Here is an 18,283-nt window from a genome sequence, read left to right as displayed (position 1 = left end):
GATGACGCACGCCGCCGCGTCCCCGGGCACACCACCGCCCGCGGGCTCCGTATCGTCCGGCCACCCGGCCCCGCCCGGCCCCACGGACCACGCAGAAGCCGCACGCCGCCGCCGAGCCATCTGGGCCGGCGCCGTCGGAAACACCGTCGAATGGGTCGACTGGGCCGTCTACTCGACCTTCTCGTCGATCTTCGCCGGTACGTTCTTCCCCTCGCACGCCCCCGAGGCGGCCCTCCTGTCGACCCTGGCCGTCTTCGCCGTCGGGTTCCTGATGCGGCCCATCGGCGGCGCGGTCCTCGGTGCCTACGGTGACCGGCACGGACGCAAGAAGGCCATGACACTGACCATCTCGATGATGGCCGGCGCGGCCCTCGTCATCGCGGTGTGCCCCGGCTACTCCACCATCGGGGTGGGCGCGCCCGTCGTGCTGGTCCTCGCCCGGCTCGTCCAGGGCTTCTCCGCGGGCGGCGAGTTCGGTACGTCGTCGGCCTTCCTCATCGAGTCGGCCACCCCGGGCCGCCGCGCCCTCGCGGGTTCCTGGCAGCAGGTGTCGGTCGGCGCGGGCACCCTCATCGCGTCCCTCATGGGCACCGTCCTCACCAGCAGCCTCGACGAGCACGCGCTCGACACCTGGGGATGGCGCATCGCCTTCGGCGTGGCGGGTCTGCTCGGCCTGATCGGGCTCTGGCTTCGGGTGTCCGTCCAGGAGACCGAGTCCTTCCGGCGGATGGAACACACCGGCGGGCCCCGCGCCAACCCCCTGCGCTCCATGCTCGTGGACCATCCGCGCGCCGCGCTGCGGGTGGTCGGTGTGACCGTCGCGGGCACCCTGATCTACTACATCTGGGTCAGCTACATGCCGTCGTACGTCCACGTCACGACGGGCATGCCGCTGAACCGGGCGCTGCTCGCGAACAGCATCTCGCTCGTCGTGTTCATCGTGCTGCTGCCGTTCGGCGGCATGCTGTCCGACCGGATCGGCCGCAAGCCCACCATGATCGCGTTCGCGGCCGGGTTCCTCGTACTGGCCTGGCCGCTGTTCCACGTCCTCGACAACAACTTCTGGACCCTGCTCGCCGTCGAACTCGTCGGCATCATCCTGCTCCTGGGCTACTCCGCCAACTGCGCGGTGATCATGGCCGAGCAGTTCCCGCCCGAGGTCCGCACCACCGGCATCGCCCTGCCGTACGCACTCGCCGTGGCCGTGTTCGGCGGCACCGCCCCCTACATCACCACCTGGATGAGTTCCAACGGCCACCGCGACCTGGTGTGGCTCTACCTCGCGGCGGCCGCCCTCGTCGGGGTGATCGTCTATGCCGTCATGCCCGAGACGAAGAACAAGGAGATCGCATGACCCCCCGCACCGCGCCATCCGGCCCGCCGTCCGCTTCCGGCCGGCACGTCCTCGTCACCGGGGCGGCCGGCGGCATCGGAGCCGCCGTGTGCGCCGCGTTCGCCCAGGACGGCTGCACCGTCACCGCGAGCGACCTGCCCTCCGCCGCCCTCACGGACCTGGCGGACCGGCTCGCGGGCGACGGCACCACGGCACACGCGCTGCCCGCCGACCTGGCCGACCCCGACGCGGCGGCCACGCTCGTCGAGCGCGCCACCGGCCTCGCGGGCCCGCCGGACGTCCTCGTCAACGCCGCCGGCATCTATCCGGCCACGCCCCTGACCGAGATGACGGCGGAGATCTGGGACCGCGTCCTGGACATCAACGTCCGCGCCGCCATGCTCACCAGCGCCGCCCTCGCCCGCGTCCTGACCGCGGCCGGAGCCCCCGGCAGCATCGTCAACATCACCTCGGGCGCCGCACTGCGGGCCCGCTTCGGCGCCGCACACTACAGCGCGTCGAAGGCCGCCCTGGAGATGCTCACGCGTGCGTGCGCCGTCGAGTTCGGCCCGCACGGAATCCGGGTGAACGCCGTCTCGCCCGGGTTCGTCACCGTGGACAGTGCGGTCAACCCCGTGACCGAGGCCTATGCGGCCGCCGTCTCCGTCAACCCCCTCGGCCGCCCCGGCGACCCCGACGACATCGCACGCGCCGTGCGGTGGGTCGCGGGCCCCGAGGCGTCCTGGATGACCGGGTCCGTCGTACGCCTCGACGGCGGCGCGTCCGCCGGCACCACCACACTCCCGCGCCACTGGCCCGAACTCTCCGGGACCCAGGCCGGAACAGCCGCGGGGGAGGCCACCCGATGACGTCTCCCGAAGAACACAACGGCACCGGTGACTACACCGTCGTGGGCGGTGGCGCCATCGGCGGCACCCTGGCCTTCCACCTCGCCGACGCCGGCCACACCGTCCGCGTCGTCGACACCGACCCCGCCCACGTGGCCGCCCTGCGCGAGCACGGACTGACCCTCAGGAGCCCGCACGGCGAGCGCACGGTGGCCGTCGGCGCGACGACGCCCGAGGAGGTGGACCACGTCCCGCGCCACGTACTGCTGTGCGTCAAGGCCCAGGCGACCGAGGCCGCGGCCGGCTGGCTCGCACCGCGGCTGGCCGCCGACGGATACGTCGTGTCCCTCCAGAACGGCCTCAACGAACAGCTCATCGCGCGGCACGTGGGCGCCGAGCGGACCATCGGCGCCTTCGTCAACCTGTTCGCCGACGTCGTGGCACCCGGTGTCATACAGGACGGCGGGGCCGGCGCGCTCGTCGTCGGCGAACTCGACGGCGCCCCCGGCGACCGCGTCCTGGCACTCGTCCGCGACCTCGGCGCCTGGGGCCCGGCCCGCGCCACGGACAACGTCGAGGGATACCTCTGGTCCAAGCTGGCCTTCGGCGCGATGCTCACGGCCACGGCGCTGGTCGACGCGCCGATGGCAGGGCTCATCGACGCCCACAGGCCGCTCATGTACGCACTGGCCGCCGAGGTCGAGGGGGTCGCGACGGCGTCCGGCCTGACCCTCGAACCCTTCGACGCCTTCGACCCGGCCGCCTATCTCCCCAGCACGCGGGCCGCCTACCGGGAGGCCGCCACCGACACGCTCGTCGGCTGGCTCGCCGGGCAGGCCAAGGACCGCAGCGGCATCTGGCGCGACATCGCGGTGCGCCACCGCCCGGTGGAGGTCCACCACCACTACCGGCCCGTACAGGAGCAGGCGGCCCGCCTCGGCACCCCCGTGCCTGTGCTCGACCACCTGCTCACCCTGCTCGCCGAGGTCGAGTCGGGCCGGCGCCCCATGCGTCCCGAGAACCTCACCGACCTCGCCCAAACCGCCGTATCCGGAAGTGACCGTTGAACACCGCACGCCCCACCACCGACCCCGCACAGCCCGCGGCCACCCCGCAGGAGATCGCCGCCTGGGTCGCAGGACACCGCGCCGACATGCTCGGCGAGCTGTCCCGCTACGTCGACACCGAGACCCCGAGCGACGACAAGCCCAGCCTGGACGCGGCCCTGCCCGCCCTCGAACAGTGGCTTGAGCAGGTGCTCGGCACGCCCAGCGCCCGCCACCGCGCCGACGGCGGCCCCTACGGAGACACCCTCGTCCTCGACTGGCCCGGCACCGGCACCGGCGCGTCCCCCGGCGAGCACACCCCACCCGTGCTGCTGCTGTGCCACTACGACACCGTGTGGAGCAGCGGAACCGTCGCGCAGCGGCCCTTCGCCGTCGACGGGGACCGCGCCACAGGCCCCGGAGTCTTCGACATGAAGGCCGGGCTCGTACAGGCCCTGTGGGCGATCCGGGCGCTCGACGCGCTCGGCCTGCCCCGGCCGCCGCTGCGCCTCGTGCTCAACGGCGACGAGGAACTCGGCAGCCCCGGCTCCCGCCCGGTCATCGAGGCCGCCGCCGCGGGCGTACCGGCGGCCCTCGTCTTCGAGGCGTCGGCGGACGGTGCCATCAAGACCGCCCGCAAGGGCGTCGGACTCTTCCGGGTGACGGCGACCGGCGTCGAGGCGCACGCGGGACTCGACCCGGCGAAGGGCGTCAGCGCCGTCGACGAGATCGCCCGCGCCGTGCTCGCCCTGCACGCGCTCACCGACACCGCCGCGGGAACCACCGTCAACGTGGGCATCATCAGCGGGGGCACCCGGGTCAATGTGGCAGCCGGCCGGGCCGTCGCGGACCTGGACATACGTGTCGCCGACGGCGCGGAGGCCGACCGGATCGACCGCGCCCTCGCCGCGCTCGGGCCGTACGACCCCCGCGCGACACTGGAGACCACCGGCGGCTGGAACAGGCCCGTCATGGCGCGGACCCCCGGCAACGCCCTGCTCTTCGGGCTCGCCCGCGACCGCGCCGCGCAGCTGGGCGTCACCCTGCGCGAGTGCGCCGTCGGCGGCGCGAGCGACGGCAACTTCGTCGCCGCGCTCGGTGTGCCCGTGCTGGACGGGCTCGGTGCCGTCGGCGCGGGCGCCCACGCCCGTGACGAGTACATCAGCCTCGACGGCATGACGGAGCGCACGGCGCTGGCGGCGGCGGTCCTGTCCGCCCTGGCCGACCCCGCCGTGGCGGCGGGGCTGCGCGAGGAGGCGGCGAGGGGCCGCCCCGAGGCCGCCGGCTGAGCCACGGGCGGCCGTCCGGGCGGTAGGCATCTCCCACGGGGAACGTGCCTCCGGCGCACGAGTCCCCACGGACGCCTACCGCCCCGGATGCGTACCGCCCGGGACGGGAGCAGACTCTGACAATGGAGCCGACAGACCCGGACCCCCAGGGGCCCGCGGACGCCGGCGGGGAAGCGGCGGCGGACGCCTACCCGCCGATCAGCGAACACGGCCTCATCGGAGACCTGCGCACGGCCGCCCTGGTCACGACCGGCGGACGCGTCGACTGGTTCTGCACCCCCCGGTTCGACTCGCCGAGCGTCTTCGGCTCCCTCCTGGACGCCCGGCGCGGCGGCCACTGGGAGATCACCGCCGTCTCGCCCGGGGCCGTCAGACGGCGCCAGTTCTACTTCCCCGACACCAACATCCTCATCACCCGGATGCACACCGAGACCGGCATCGTCGAGATCCACGACTTCATGCCCGTCGTCCGCGCTCAGGACCCGGACCACGTACAGCGCCTGACCCGGCGGGTGGTCAATGTGCGCGGCTCGGTGGACATCGCCATGCGCGTCGCCCCGCGCTTCGACTACGGGCGCGAGAGCCACCGCGTCGAGCGCTACGAGGAGGGCGTGCGCTTCAACAGCCGCTCCCTCTCACTGGCCCTGCGCTCCACGGTGGCGCTGGACGTGGACGGTGCCGACGTCACCGCGGGGTTCGCCCTGGAGAAGGGCGGGACGGCGCTGTTCGTCATGGAACCCGGCCCGCCGCCGGGGGACCGGCAGGAGCCGGTGCACTGCCCCGATCCCACGGCCGTGGACGAACTCTTCGAGCAGACCGTGGCGTTCTGGCGCGGCTGGCTGCGGCAGTCGACGTACACCGGCCGCTGGCGGGAGATGGTGCACCGCTCCGCCCTCACCCTCAAGCTCCTCACCCACGAGCCGACCGGCGCGCTCGTCGCCGCCCCGACGCTCGGCCTGCCCGAACGCGTCGGCGGGCCCCGCAACTGGGACTACCGGTACGTGTGGATCAGGGACGCCGCCTTCTCCCTCTACGCACTCCTGCGCCTGGGCTTCACCCAGGAGGCCGGGGCGTTCGTCGGCTGGCTCACGCGCATGCTGCGCCGCGCCTGCGACACCACCGAGGGCGGACCGCTGCGCGTCATGTACTCCATCGACGGCCACCCCGAGCCGCCCGAGGAGGTACTCGGCCACTGGGAGGGCTATCTCGGCTCGGCGCCGGTCCGCGTCGGCAACGCCGCCGCCGACCAGGTGCAGCTGGACATCTACGGCGAACTCATCGACTCCGTCTACCTGTTCAACAAGTACGGTGCCGGTATCCCGCACGAGGCCTGGACCGATCTGTGCACCATCCTCGACTGGCTCCTGGACCACTGGGACGCGCCCGACGAGGGCATCTGGGAGACCAGGGCGGGCCGCAGGAACCACACCTACTCCCGGCTGATGTGCTGGGTCGCGGTGGAACGCATGATCAGGATGGCCAGGCAGCGCGGCCTGCCCGGCGACCTGACCCACTGGACCTCGGTACGCGACACCATCTACCACCAGATCATGGACCGCGGCTGGCACGAGGGCGCCCGCACCTTCACCCAGGGCATCGCCGGGGACGCGCCCCTGCCCGAGGCGCCGGTCCTCGACGCGTCGCTCCTGCTGATGCCGATGGTGAAGTTCATCGCGCCCACCGACCCCCGCTTCCTCGGCCTGATCGAGGCCGTCAGAGAACGCCTCGTGGTGGACAGCCTGGTCTTCCGCTACGACCCCGAGCAGGCGCCCGACGGGCTCGCCGGCACCGAAGGGACCTTCTCCATCTGCTCGTTCTGGTGGGTGGAGGCGCTGACGCGGTCGGGGCAGCTGGAGGAGGCGCGGCTGGCGCTGGAGAAGATGTTCACGTACTCCAGCCATGTCGGCCTGTACGCCGAGCAGATCGGCCTCAGCGGGGAGCATCTGGGCAACTTCCCGCAGGCGTTCACCCACCTCGCGCTGATCAGCTCCGCGATCAACCTGGACCGGTCCCTCGACCGCGGACACCACGGCGGTGCGTGAGCGGGCCGCGCGAGTGTGCGGACGTGAGCGGGCCGCGCGAGCCCGACCTCCCGGGCGACGCCGGGCGGTTCAGCCGCGCGGCACCCAGCTGTAGCGGTGCTCGGGGCGGCCCGTGTCGCCGTAACGCAGGGTCAGGGCGACGCGGCCCGCCCGTTCGAGGACTTTGAGATAGCGCTGTGCCGTCGAGCGGCTGATCCCCGCACGCCGCGCGACCTCGTGGGCCGACAGCGGCGCCTGCGCCCCGGTCAGCACCCGCCGCACCAGGTCGGCGGTGGGCGCGGAGTGCCCCTTGGGCAGCGCCCCGGCCGGCTCCTCGGGGGGCCGCAGCGCGCCGAAGATCCGGTCCACCTGCTCCTGGCCCGCCTCGCCGCCGCGCCCGCCCACGGCGTTCAGCGTCCGGCTGAGCGCCGCGTACCCCTCCAGCTTGGCCCGCAGTCCGGCGAAGCTGAACGGCTTCACCAGGTACTGGAGCGCACCGTGCCGCATCGCCGCGCTCACCGTCGCCACGTCCCGCGCGGCCGTGACCATGATGACGTCGGCGTGGTGGCCCGCCTGCCGCATCCGGCGGATCAGCGCGAGCCCCGGCTCGTCGGGCAGGTAGTGGTCGAGCAGCACCAGATCGATCCGGTGCAGCTCCAGGGTCATCAGCGCCTGCGCCGCGGTGTGCGCGCGGGCCGCGACCCTGAAGCCAGGCACCCGGGCCACATATGCGGCGTTGATCTCCGCCACCCGGAAGTCGTCGTCCACGACGAGCACTTCGATCACCGCGCTCCCCCCGTCCCGGCCTCCGCGCCGTCTGCCGCCGCGCCCCGCCCGTACGCCGCCGTACCGCCCGTCCGCGGTCCCGCACTCTCCCGGGTGTCCGGTACGAGCGCCTCGGGCAGCACCACGGTGAACACGGCGCCGCCACCCGCCCGCGCGGTCACCCGCGCCATCCCGCCGTAGCGCCCCGCGAGCCGCCGCACCAGGGCGAGGCCGATCCCGCGGCCCCGGTGCGCGGGGGAGCGCTTCGTCGTCCAGCCCTCGGCGAAGATCCGCTCCCGCATCGCGGGCGGCACGCCCGGCCCGTCGTCGCTGACCCGCACCACCGCCGTACTGCCCTCCGCACGCAGCTCCACCTCGACCGTCCGCGCCGCGTCCAGCGCGTTGTCGATCAGGTTGCCCAGAACCGTCACCAGATCACGCGGATCGACCACCCGCTCCCGCAACTCGGTGACCGGGGCGATCCGCAGCACGGCGCCGCGCTCCGCCGCGATCGCGGACTTGCCGACCAGCAGGGCCGCCAGCAGCGGATCGCCCACCCGTTCCGCGACCTGCTCCGCCGACGCCCGGTGCGCCTGCGACACCTCGGCCACGAACTGCGCCGCGTCCTCGTACAGTCCGAGCTCCAGCAGTCCGAGCAGGGTGTGCAGCCGGTTGGCGTGCTCGTGGTCCTGCGCCCGCAGCGCGTCCAGCAGGCCGTGCGTGCTGTCCAGTTCCCTGCCCAGCAGCTCCAGTTCGGTGCGGTCGCGCAGCGTCGCGACGGCGCCGCCGTCCCGTACGGGCATCCGGTTGGCGACCAGTACCCGGTCGCCGCAGACCGTCAGCAGGTCCGCGCCGCCGACCCGGCCCGTCAGTACATCGGCGGTGCGGCCCGGCGGCAGCACCTCGTCCAGGCACCGGCCCGCCGCGCCGGGGCCGAGCCCCAGCAGGCGCTGCGCCTCGTCGTTGACGAGCCGTACCCTGCCCCGCCCGTCCAGCGCCACCACGCCCTCCCTGATGCCGTGCAGCATGGCCTCGCGCTCGTCGAGCAGCGCCGAGATGTCCGCGAACGCCAGCCCGTGGGTACGCCGTTGGAGGCGGCGCGAGACCGCGTAGGCGGCCAGCGCCCCCGCCGCCAGCGCGGCGCCCGCGTACAGCAACAGTCCTCGCACCGCGCTCAGCAGCTCGCCGCGCACACTGCCGTACGCCATCCCCACCGACACCGCTCCGACGATGCGGCCCCGGGCGTCCCGCAGCGGCACCTTGCCCCGTGCGGAGAGGCCGAGCGTGCCCCGCTCGATGTCCATGACGTCGCGCCCGGCGAGCGCGCGGCTCGGGTCGGTGGAGACGTGCCCGCCGATCCGCGCCGTGTCCGTGTGCGACCAGCGCACCCCGTTGCGGTCCATCACCACGATGTACAGCGCACCGGTGTGCTGCCTGATCCGGTCGGCCTCCGCCTGCACCGGACCCCGCGGGCTCGGCCGGGTGGCGGCCAGCTCGCGGGGGAGCGCGGGCTCGGCCGCCGTGGTCTGGGCGATGGCCAGCGCCTGCCGCATCGACGCCTCGTCCAGCTGGGCGCTCAGCGGCGCCAGGAACAACCCCGTGACCAGCATGAGCACCCCCGTGGTGGTGGCCAGCTGCACCAGCAGCACCTGCGCGAACACCCGGCGGGGCCAGCGGATGCGCATGCGATCCCTCCGTCCGTCCTGCCGGCGCCGCTGCCGTCGCGGCCAGGGGCACACCGTCCGCGTGGCCGCACGGTAGACCGTCGCCGGGGCCGCTGCACAGCCCCGGCCGGGTATTTCCCGGGCGGGCGGTGAGCACAACGAGCAGAAGGCCGGGTTGTGCGCAGAACGCCGGTTGTGGGATCAAGGCTCCCGGCGCGGGCCCGCCTCTCCTAGCGTTCCCGCCATGAAGAGCCGGACGAGCCCCGCCATCGAACTGCGCGGGGCCAGCAAGGTGTTCAGTACGCCGTCGGGCGCGGCGCACACCGCCGTACGAGATCTGGACCTGACCGTGGGACGCGGCGAGTTCGTCGCCGTGGTGGGCCCGACGGGCTGCGGGAAGTCGACCACGCTGACCCTCGTCAGCGGTCTTGAGGAACCCACGGAGGGCGAGATCCTGCTCGGCGGCGAACCGGTCAGGGGCATCGCGGGCCACGTCGGTTTCGTCTTCCAGCAGGATGCCCTCTTCCCGTGGCGCACCGCCCTGTCCAACGTGATGGCCGGGCCCCGCTTCAGGGGCGTGGCGAAGGCCGAGGCGCGGGAGCGGGCCAGGCAGTGGCTGGACCGGGTCGGCCTCGGCGCGTTCGAGGACCGCTACCCCCACCAGCTGTCCGGCGGCCAGCGCAAGCGGGTGGCGCTCGCGGCGACCTTCGTGGGAGACCCCGGGATACTGCTGATGGACGAGCCGTTCTCGGCGCTCGACGTGCAGACCCGCGCGCTGATGTCGGACGAGCTCCTGGAGCTGTGGTCGGGCACCGGAGCCTGTGTCGTGTTCGTCACCCACGACCTGGAGGAGGCGATCGCCCTCGCCGACAAGGTCGTCGTGATGACGGCGGGCCCCGCCACCGTCAAGGAGGTCTTCGAGATCGGCCTTCCGCGCCCACGCAGGGTCGAACAGGTCCGGTTGGAGAGGGAGTTCACCGACATCTACCGGGAGATCTGGTCCTCGCTCGGCGAAGAGGTCCGCATCACCCGGGCGAGGGGAGCGGGACATGCGGCCTGACACCACGGACCCCGGCCCCGTCCTCGGCCGGCACCCCGCGCCGCAGGCCGGCAGCCGGACGCGCGCCAGGGCGCGCGCCGGACGCCGCCGCTCCTTCCTCGTCCAGGGCGTCCGGGTCCTGGTGCTCGTCGGGGTCGTCGGCCTGTGGGAGTGGTTCGCCCGCGCCGGGATCATCGACCCGTTCAACTTCTCGATGCCGTCGAAGATCTGGTCGCAGATCTGGACCTGGACCACCGAGGGCACCGCGCAGGGCTCGCTGGCGCAGCAGGTCTGGTACACGCTCTACGAGGCGCTGCTGGGCTGGCTCGCCGGTGTGTTCGGCGGTGTGGTGCTGGGCATCGCGCTCGGCCGCGTCCGCTTCCTCGCCGACGTCCTCGGCCCGTACATCAAGGTCCTGAACGCGCTGCCGCGGATCGTGCTCGCGCCGATCTTCCTGATCTGGTTCGGTCTCGGCCCGGCCTCGAAGGTCGCCTCCGCGGTCGTACTGGTCTTCTTCCCGGTGTTCTTCAACGCCTTCCAGGGCGCGCGCGAGGTGGACCGGCGGCTCGTGGACGGCGCCCGGGTCCTCGGCGCGAGCAACCGGCAGGTCACCTACCAGGTCGTCGTCCCGTCCGCGACGTCATGGATCTTCACGAGCCTGCACGTCAGCTTCGGGTTCGCGCTGATCGGCGCGATCGTCGGCGAGTACATCGGCGCGACGAAGGGGCTCGGGCTGCTGGTGTCCGCCTCGCAGGGCAGCTTCAACGCGGCAGGCGTGTACGCGGCGATGGTGATCCTGGCCGTCGTCGCCCTGCTGGCCGAGGGGCTGCTGACCTTCCTGGAGCGACGCCTGTTCCGCTGGAAGCCCACCGTCACCGGAGACGGGCGCTGAGTCCGGCCGCCTCCGGAGACGGTACGGGCACGGGCGCCCGGGGACCGGCACCGAGCCCGCGACCAGGCACGGAAGCGTTTCGACCCGGGCCGGCACCGAGCCCGCGACCAGGCACGAAAGAGCTTCGACCGGAGCCGGCACTGTGTGCGCGCGGCGGGCCGCGACACTTCCGCCACACCCGCACACCGCCGTCGCACACCTCCCGCCGCGCCCTCACAGGCCCCCCATCCGAGGGCCGCACACTTCAGACTTCGCACTTCACAAGGACGTGACCCCCCCATGCGCAGTTCCCTGCTCCCCACCGGACGTGGGGCCAGGGCCGCCGTAGCCGTCACCGGCGTACTGGCCCTGACCGCCCTCTCCGCCTGCGCCGACCACTCGTCCGGCTCGGACGCCGCCGGCACAGGCGGCAAGGTCAAGATCATGGTGGGCGGCCTCGACAAGGTCATCTACCTGCCCGCGATGCTCACGCAGCGGCTCGGCTACTTCAAGGACGAAGGCGTCGACGTCCAGTTGCTGACCGAGTCGGCCGGTGTGCAGGCGGAGACGGCACTCGTGTCCGGCGACGTCCAGGGCACCGTCGGGTTCTACGACCACACGCTCGACCTCCAGGCCAAGGGCAAGCAGGTGGAGTCGGTCGTGCAGTTCGCACAGGCGCCCGGCGAGGTGGAGGTCGTCTCGAAGCAGGCCGCGGCCGGGCTGAAGGGCCCCGCGGATTTCAAGGGCAAGAAGCTGGGGGTCACCGGCCTCGGCTCGTCCACCGACTTCCTGACCAAGTACCTGGCCGTGCACGGCGGGGTGCGGACGAGCGAGTTCACCCCCGTCGCGGTCGGCGCGGGGCAGACGTTCGTCTCCGCCCTCCAGCAGGGCTCCATCCAGGGCGGGATGACCACAGAACCGACCGTCTCCACCCTGCTGGACAAGAAGGCCGCGTCGGTCCTGGTGGACATGCGCACCCCCGACGGTTCGCGCTCCGCGCTCGGCGGCCTCTACCCGTCCTCCAGCCTCTACATGAACACCGCCTGGGTGAACGGCCACAAGGACACGGTGCACAGGCTGGCCCGCGCCTTCGTGCGGACCCTGCGCTGGATGTCCACGCACACCCCGGAGGAGATCGCGGCGAAGATGCCGGCCGACTACCAGCAGGGCGGGGGCCCGAAGCTGTACGCACAGGCCATCAAGAACAGCCTGCCGATGTTCACCACGGACGGCGTGATGCCGCCCGAGGGACCCATGACCGTCAAGCACGTCCTCACCACCTTCGACCCGAACCTCCAGAACGTCGACGTGGACATCCAGAAGACGTACACCACGGAGTTCGTGAAGGACCCCGTCGCGTCGTCGAGTTGAGCACGATCCTCCGGGAGGGGGCCGCGCGGGTGCCCCGGTGGGGGGGGGCGCGCGGGGCCCCGGGCCGCCCCCCCCGCCCCCCCCCCGCCCCCCCCCCCGCCCCGCGCGCGGGGGCGGGGGGCCCCCGCGGGGCGGGGGGGCCCGCCCCGGGGGCGGGGGGGCCCCCCCCCCCCCCCGGGGGGGGGGCGGGGGGGGGGCGCGGGGGGGGGGGGCCCCCCCCCGGGCACCGTGCCCTCCGCCGTCGCCACCTCGCTGCCGCCCAGCTGTCCCGTCGGCTGTGACCTTGGACACCCGGGGGCGCGGGGGACCCGCCGTCGACACACGGCTTTCGCCGCTGGGCCGGTAGGTGAGCACGCACCTCCGGGACGTGAGGACGCACTGCTGGCGCCGTCGATGCCGTGCGGACCGTGCCGCGACCGCCGCGTAAGGGCGTCGGCCCGCGGGATCAAGGCCCTGCCAGGGGGTGGCATTCGGTGCCGTGCGCGAGGCATATCGTGGGCACTGCGTATCGCCACCACAGCCGTGGAGCCTGGCTTTCCGTCCGCCATCGGGAGTGACAGCATGTCGGAGCCCCTCAGCGCCGAAGACGCCGGGCCCGCGCGTCGAAACCACGCCGCGCCCCTGTTCGTACCGGTCCGGCCCGGTGGCGAAGGCTGCCGCGTCCGTCTCTTCCGCACCCCCCTCGGCGGCCGTACGGCGGTCGCGTTCACCTCGGTACGCCTGCTCGCGGCCACGCTCGGCGCCGGCCAGTCCTGGGTCCGGCTCGCCGAGCCCGCGCTGCGCGCCCTCGCGGAGCCCCTGGGCGCCACCGCCCTCACCGTCGACCCGCAGCTCGTCGCTCGGCGCCCGGCGCCCGTCGACGCCGGGGACCCCGCCCTCCCCGCGGCGCCGCCCGCCGGGGCCCGCGCCACGGCGCCCGTACGGCGGCCCGCGCCGGCCGCCGGTCCGCTCGGCGCGCCGGAGCGCCGCTCAGCCGGGAGAATCCTGCTGGTGGGACCCGGCCGTTCCGTGTGACACGCCCGAGGTGCCGGTGTGAGCGTGGCTCCGCAGGGCACACGGGACTGTTGGGCACAGCGAGCACAGCACCCGTGCGAGCGGAAAGGACGTGGACCACATGCGAGTCGCTTTTCTCATGGCTCCGGAGGGAGTGGAGCGGGTCGAGCTGACCGAGCCCTGGCAGGCCGTCGGCGACGCGGGCGGCGAACGCCACCTGATCTCCACCGAGCCGGGCCGCATCCAGGCGTTCGACCACCTCGACAAGGCCGACACGTTCCCCGTCGACCTGACCGCGGCCGAGGCGTCCGTCGGTGACTACGACGGCCTCGTGCTTCCCGGCGGCGTCGCCAACCCCGACGCGCTGCGCATGGACAAGTCGGCCCTCGCGCTCGTGGACGGCTTCTTCGAGGCGGGCAAGCCGGTGGCCGCGATCTGCCACGCGCCCTGGACGCTCGTGGAGACCGACCGGGTGCGCGGCCGGACGCTCACCTCCTGGCCGAGCCTGCGGACCGACATCACCAACGCGGGCGGCACCTGGGTGGACGAGCAGGTCAAGGTCTGCACGGCCGCGCCGAGCCCGCTCGTCACGAGCCGCAACCCGGGCGACCTGAAGGCGTTCTGCGAGGCGTTCATCACGCAGTTCGGCGGCTGACGCCCGCCGGCGCATCCCGCCGCGAGCCCCCGGGCCCGCGAGGCCCCGGCCCCCGGTGCGCCGCGTACTCCACGCGGGTACCGGGCAGGCGGGGCTGCGCCGACCCTCCCGGGGCCCGTGCCGGGCGTGCGCGGACCGTCACCCGTGCACGGCCAGGGTGAACGAGTGGCCCGCCGGGTCGGAGTAGATCCGGGTGTCCCGAGGCCCGCCGTTGTCCCTGGTGTCCAGCGGCCTGGCGCCCAGGGCGATCAGCTCGCGCTCCGCCTCGTCGATCCGGGCCCGGTCCACCAGGACGCGCAGATGGGCCTGTTGCGAGGTCTCGGGGCGCGGCCAGCTCGGCGGGGCGTAGCCGTGGTCCCTGCGGATCGCCAGGTGGACCCCGTCGTCACCGGTGACCTCGATGAAGTCCGGGTCGTCGCCGATCCGTGTGGTGGCTCCGAGAAACGCGGCGTAGAAGTCGGCCAGTTCCGCGGGCTCCGCGGCGTCCAGTACGAGCACGGTGGTCTTCTTGACGGTCATGGTGCCCGTCTACCCCCGGCCGGGCCCGGGACACGGTTGCGCGGGCCGTGCCCGGGTACTCGCCCCGGGCCGGGAGCGCACCCGGCACCGCGTCCGGAAGGAGACAGCGATGACCAGCACGGAGCCCACCGCGCACCCCGGGGCGGAGGTGGCGGTGGAACTCACCGGGTCCGCACCGGCCGACGCCCACGCCGTCTTCGGCGTACTGCACACGGCGTACGCCTCGGACCGCGACCGCGGGGACGCGCCGCGAACGCCGGACGGGTCCGGCGCCAGGCCGGCCGTGTGGTCGGCGACGTTCGACACGGCGGACGTGCGCGACGAACCGCGCCCGGTCGGGCTGACCGCGCCGGTCACCGCGGACCTCCAGGGCAGCTACCAGGCCGTCGACGGCCTGCGAAGGACCCTCGCGTCGGCGTTCGAGGTCAAGGTCCTGGGCACGTCGTCCGGTGACCAGGAGGAGGTAGTGCAGTTGCGGCTGGCGAGCCGCTGAACGTCCCGCCGCGCCATGGCCCCGTGCGAAGTCGCGCGCGGGGCCGCGGCGCGAGGGCGCCCGGACGGCGGTCACCGAGGGTGCCCGGATGATCGTGTTGCGCATTCGGCCCAGCGGGGTGAGGCTGAGAGTGACCCAGAAGTGGCTGTTGCTCACGTTTCGTGCTCGGGGGTCGTTGGTTCAAACGATGTGAAGCACGTGGGCCTCTCTGTGAGGAGCCTCAAACATGACAGTTCCACTCGACCGTCACTACGAGCTGGAATTGCACGCCTCCGAGGAGCGCGTCCCGCAGGTCCGGCGCATCGTCGCCGCCCACCTCCGGCACTGGAAACTCGATCTGCACGTCCGGGCCGTCTGCGCGGGTATCGAAGAACTGCTGACGAATGTCCACCGCCATGTCGGGGACGACCACCGGTGCGTCCTCCAACTCCGCTGGACCCGCCGCTATCTGACGGCCTCCGTGGAGGACGGCGAGGAACGCATGCCCCGCCCGCTCGCCGCCGGCGGAGGGCTCGCCCGGATCGCGGCGCTCAGCGACAGCTGGGGCACGTGTGCCACCTCGGACGGCAAGGTCGTGTGGTTCACCCGCAGTGTCGAGGCGCCGCTGTCCGTCCCGCGCCGCCCGTCCGTTCCGCCCACCCCGGTCGGCGCGGCCCTGCTCGCCCCGCCCGCCGCCGAACCGGTGTCCGCCGCGGTCGCCGGCACAGCGGCGCCCGAAGACGCCAAAGACGCCGAGGACGCCACCGCGGACACCGCGCCCCACCCCCGGGTCCCGACGCCGGCCTGACGCGGCGCACCGTGCGGCGAGGGCCCCGCACCCCTGGGCGGAGACCGCCGGGGGGTACGGGGCACCGGGGCTTCCGGCCGCACCGCAGCTTCCAGTTGAACGCCGGCTTCCGATTGCGGAGCATCCCTGCGCGATGACGTTACGGGCACCGGGGCGTAAGCACGCGCTCGTACGTACGGGACCGCTCGTAACGTGTCCGCCGTACGACACCGCCCGTACCGCGTCCGCGCAGGGCGAACGCGGCGTCAGAGGGTGTCTTCCGCGTCGCCCACCTGGTGGACGGCGGCCTCTTCCGCCGAGGCCGCCGCGCCGTCGACGCCCACGTCCTCCGCGATCATGTCCTTCTCGGCGTCCCTGTGCGCGCCCTCGTCCGGGGCCACCAGGCGGCCGGAGCGTAGATCGCCGACCTCGTCGTCGCGTGCCTCGCCGTCCCCGCCGTCCAGGTCGCCGACGCCGTCGCCGTCCGGCACCGGCGTGTCCGGAACCTCCTCGGACAGCCGCTCGTCCAGCGTCTCGCCCTCCTGCTGCTCCTCGGCGGTCGTGTCCGCGCCCTCCACGCCGAGCGGGCGCTCGGGCGGGGAGAAACCCTCGTCGTACGGGTCGGCACCGCGGTCGCTCAGGGTGTCCTCGGGGTCGAGGATTCCCTCGTCCTCGGTCACCTCCGCGTCCGCGTCCGGCTGGTAGACGTCGTCCGCCATGGGGTCACTGTTCTCCCCGATCACGTGGATCACCTCGTCGAGTCGGATTGCGTCCAGCCCGGCTACCCGGCGCGGCGCGCCGTATCCGTACCTGTACGACGGCCGCCCGCCGGCGGGCCGCGGCGGCTCCCGCGGTGCCGACGGCTGTCCTGGGTCGTGTCGGGACACCTCAGGCCGTGTCGGGACACTTCCTAGGGACAACGCTGCCACCAAACCGGGCGCTGTCAAACCGCAGGTGGGGCGGTCCCCGTGTTTGCCGACGCCGCCCATGGGCACGCGGTGGTTCCGGTCGCGTAACGCGCCGCCGGCGGGTGGCGTGCGAACGCGGAACCGGGGCGCGGGAACCGAGCGCGAGGAAGGGCGCACGGGAAACCCAAGCGCCAAGAACTGCCAAGAAGGCAGAAACCGAAAGCAAGCACCGAAAGCAAGCACCGGAAGCAACGACCGGAGCCGAGCGTGAGCCGACAGCGCATCGTCATCGTGGGGGCCGGATTCGCCGGGTACGAGACGGCGCGGACCCTCACCCAGCGGATGGGGGACCGGGCGGAGATCGTCCTGCTCAACCCGACCGACTACTTCCTCTACCTGCCCCTGCTGCCGCAGGTGGCCGCGGGCATCCTGGAGCCCCGCCGAGTATCGGTGTCGCTGCCCGGCACCCTGCCCCGGGTACGGCTCGTGCTCGGGACGGCGGACGGCGTCGACCTGGACGCGCGCCGTGTCGCCTACACCGGCCCGGAGGGCGACACAGGGACACTCTCGTACGACCGGCTCGTCCTGACCGTCGGCAGCGTCAACAAGCTGCTGCCGATTCCGGGCGTCGCCGAGTACGCGCACGGCTTCCGCGGGCTGGCCGAGGCCCTGTACCTGCGGGACCACGTGACCCGGCAGATCGAGCTCGCCGCGGCGACCGACGACCGCCGCGAGTGCGCGGCCCGCTCCACCTTCGTCGTGGTGGGCGCCGGCTACACCGGCACCGAAGTGGCGGCCCAGGGAAAGATGTTCACGGACGCCCTGGTACGCAGGCAGCGCGTGTGGCGGCAGGGCGCCAAGCCGCGCTGGCTCCTGCTCGACATCGCGCCACGGGTCCTGCCGGAGCTCGGAGCGCATCTGTCGGGGACCGCGGACCGGGTGCTGCGGCGGCGCGGCGTCGAGGTGCGCACCGGCACGTCCGTCACGGAGGCGACCCCGGACGGGATCACCCTCGACGACGGCGCGCACGTCCCCACCCACACCCTCGTGTGGTGTGTGGGCGTACGCCCCGACCCGCTGGTCTCCGCACTCGGCCTGCCCGTCGAGCGGGGCCGGCTCGTGGTCGACGCCGGGCTGAACGTGCCGGGCCACCCCGAGGTGTTCGCCTGCGGCGACGCGGCGGCGGTGCCCGACCTGACCCGACCGGGTCAGTACACACCGATGACCGCCCAGCACGCGTCCCGTCAGGGCAAGACCGCGGGCCACAACGTCGCCGCCTCCCTCGGAGACGGCACCCGCCGGGCGTACCGGCACAACGACCTCGGATTCGTCGTGGACCTCGGCGGTGCCCAGGCCGCGGCCGATCCGCTCGGCGTACCGCTGGCGGGGCCTCTCGCGGGCGCCGTCGCGCGCGGCTACCACCTGGCCGCGATGCCGGGGAACCGGGTACGCGTCGCGGCGGACTGGCTGCTCGACGCGGCACTGCCGCGCCAGGCCGTCCAGCTCGGCCTGGTCCGCTCGGGCGCCGTCCCGCTGGAGTCGGCGTCCCGGGCGCCCGGCGCGCGGGCGGGGGCGGGCAGGACATGAGGCCGTGCGACGTCAGGGGGCCGCCGGCCGCGCGGCCCACGGCGAACCGAGGCGCACGGCGGCCGCCGCGGCACGCGCCGCCGCCCGGCGTGCCGGCCCCCGCCCCGTATCGCGC

General features: G+C 73.7%; 17 protein-coding genes. 13 read left to right on the top strand and 4 right to left on the bottom strand.

All coding sequences use genetic code 11. The features are described 5' to 3' along the window. Position 1 precedes the first annotated feature (1 nt). The 5 genes from LCE31_RS13020 (at position 2) to LCE31_RS13000 (ending at position 6,558) form a co-directional block, all read left to right on the top strand. On the top strand, positions 2–1,354 hold the full coding sequence (locus LCE31_RS13020) for an MFS transporter (RefSeq protein WP_225014380.1): 1,353 nt from the start codon (positions 2–4) through the stop codon (positions 1,352–1,354). Beyond that, positions 1,351–2,202, top strand: coding sequence for an SDR family NAD(P)-dependent oxidoreductase (locus LCE31_RS13015; protein WP_225014379.1), 852 nt, complete (start codon positions 1,351–1,353; stop codon positions 2,200–2,202). Before LCE31_RS13020 ends, LCE31_RS13015 begins: the two co-directional genes overlap by 4 nt. Then, positions 2,199–3,248 (top strand): ketopantoate reductase family protein, encoded by a 1,050-nt coding sequence (locus tag LCE31_RS13010; RefSeq protein WP_225014378.1) that lies wholly within the window; start codon positions 2,199–2,201, stop codon positions 3,246–3,248. Before LCE31_RS13015 ends, LCE31_RS13010 begins: the two co-directional genes overlap by 4 nt. After that, positions 3,245–4,516, top strand: a complete 1,272-nt coding sequence (locus tag LCE31_RS13005) for a M20 family metallopeptidase (protein ID WP_225014377.1) — start codon at positions 3,245–3,247, stop codon at positions 4,514–4,516. Before LCE31_RS13010 ends, LCE31_RS13005 begins: the two co-directional genes overlap by 4 nt. A 122-nt stretch (positions 4,517–4,638) precedes the next feature. Further along, positions 4,639–6,558, top strand: coding sequence for a glycoside hydrolase family 15 protein (locus LCE31_RS13000; protein WP_225014376.1), 1,920 nt, complete (start codon positions 4,639–4,641; stop codon positions 6,556–6,558). A gap of 69 nt (positions 6,559–6,627) precedes the next feature. Here LCE31_RS13000 and LCE31_RS12995 read toward each other — a convergent pair whose 3' ends face one another. After that, a complete protein-coding gene (locus tag LCE31_RS12995) occupies positions 6,628–7,323 on the bottom strand; it encodes a response regulator (RefSeq protein WP_225014375.1) in 696 nt (231 codons plus the stop codon). Next, complete coding sequence (locus LCE31_RS12990) at positions 7,320–8,987, bottom strand: sensor histidine kinase (RefSeq protein WP_225014374.1); 1,668 nt, start codon at positions 8,985–8,987, stop codon at positions 7,320–7,322. The genes LCE31_RS12995 and LCE31_RS12990 overlap by 4 nt, the downstream gene beginning before the upstream one ends. Positions 8,988–9,210: 223 nt before the next feature. Between LCE31_RS12990 and LCE31_RS12985 the strand changes: the two genes are divergently transcribed. From LCE31_RS12985 to LCE31_RS12965, 5 genes are all read left to right on the top strand, one after another. Beyond that, positions 9,211–10,026: an ABC transporter ATP-binding protein gene (locus LCE31_RS12985; protein ID WP_225014373.1), complete on the top strand. Its 816-nt coding sequence runs from the start codon at positions 9,211–9,213 to the stop codon at positions 10,024–10,026. Beyond that, positions 10,016–10,897 (top strand): ABC transporter permease, encoded by an 882-nt coding sequence (locus LCE31_RS12980; protein ID WP_225014372.1) that lies wholly within the window; start codon positions 10,016–10,018, stop codon positions 10,895–10,897. Before LCE31_RS12985 ends, LCE31_RS12980 begins: the two co-directional genes overlap by 11 nt. A 279-nt stretch (positions 10,898–11,176) precedes the next feature. Further along, positions 11,177–12,247 carry an ABC transporter substrate-binding protein gene (locus LCE31_RS12975; RefSeq protein WP_225014371.1) on the top strand — a complete coding sequence of 357 codons (1,071 nt, stop codon included), beginning with the start codon at positions 11,177–11,179 and terminating at the stop codon, positions 12,245–12,247. 561 nt (positions 12,248–12,808) lie between these two features. Next, complete coding sequence (locus tag LCE31_RS12970) at positions 12,809–13,261, top strand: SAV_915 family protein (protein WP_225014370.1); 453 nt, start codon at positions 12,809–12,811, stop codon at positions 13,259–13,261. Between the two features lie 100 nt (positions 13,262–13,361). Beyond that, a complete protein-coding gene (locus tag LCE31_RS12965; RefSeq protein WP_225014369.1) occupies positions 13,362–13,895 on the top strand; it encodes a type 1 glutamine amidotransferase domain-containing protein in 534 nt (177 codons plus the stop codon). 138 nt (positions 13,896–14,033) lie between these two features. Here LCE31_RS12965 and LCE31_RS12960 read toward each other — a convergent pair whose 3' ends face one another. Continuing rightward, entirely contained in the window at positions 14,034–14,414 is a 381-nt protein-coding gene (locus tag LCE31_RS12960) for a VOC family protein (RefSeq protein ID WP_225014368.1), read from the bottom strand. Positions 14,415–14,523: 109 nt separating this feature from the next. Between LCE31_RS12960 and LCE31_RS12955 the strand changes: the two genes are divergently transcribed. Next, complete coding sequence (locus LCE31_RS12955; protein ID WP_225014367.1) at positions 14,524–14,907, top strand: hypothetical protein; 384 nt, start codon at positions 14,524–14,526, stop codon at positions 14,905–14,907. A gap of 226 nt (positions 14,908–15,133) precedes the next feature. Continuing rightward, positions 15,134–15,694 carry an ATP-binding protein gene (locus LCE31_RS12950; protein ID WP_225014366.1) on the top strand — a complete coding sequence of 187 codons (561 nt, stop codon included), beginning with the start codon at positions 15,134–15,136 and terminating at the stop codon, positions 15,692–15,694. A 245-nt stretch (positions 15,695–15,939) separates the two neighbouring features. Here the strand turns inward: LCE31_RS12950 and LCE31_RS12945 are convergent, their stop codons facing one another. Then, on the bottom strand, positions 15,940–16,392 hold the full coding sequence (locus LCE31_RS12945; protein ID WP_225014365.1) for a DUF5709 domain-containing protein: 453 nt from the start codon (positions 16,390–16,392) through the stop codon (positions 15,940–15,942). Positions 16,393–16,848: 456 nt separating this feature from the next. Between LCE31_RS12945 and LCE31_RS12940 the strand changes: the two genes are divergently transcribed. Next, positions 16,849–18,168 carry an NAD(P)/FAD-dependent oxidoreductase gene (locus LCE31_RS12940; RefSeq protein WP_225014364.1) on the top strand — a complete coding sequence of 440 codons (1,320 nt, stop codon included), beginning with the start codon at positions 16,849–16,851 and terminating at the stop codon, positions 18,166–18,168. Positions 18,169–18,283 lie beyond the last annotated feature (115 nt).

Origin of the sequence: Streptomyces sp. 8L (genome assembly GCF_020176795.1) — a bacterium.
Classification (GTDB): domain Bacteria; phylum Actinomycetota; class Actinomycetes; order Streptomycetales; family Streptomycetaceae; genus Streptomyces.
This window is presented reverse-complemented; position numbering and strand designations above follow the sequence as displayed.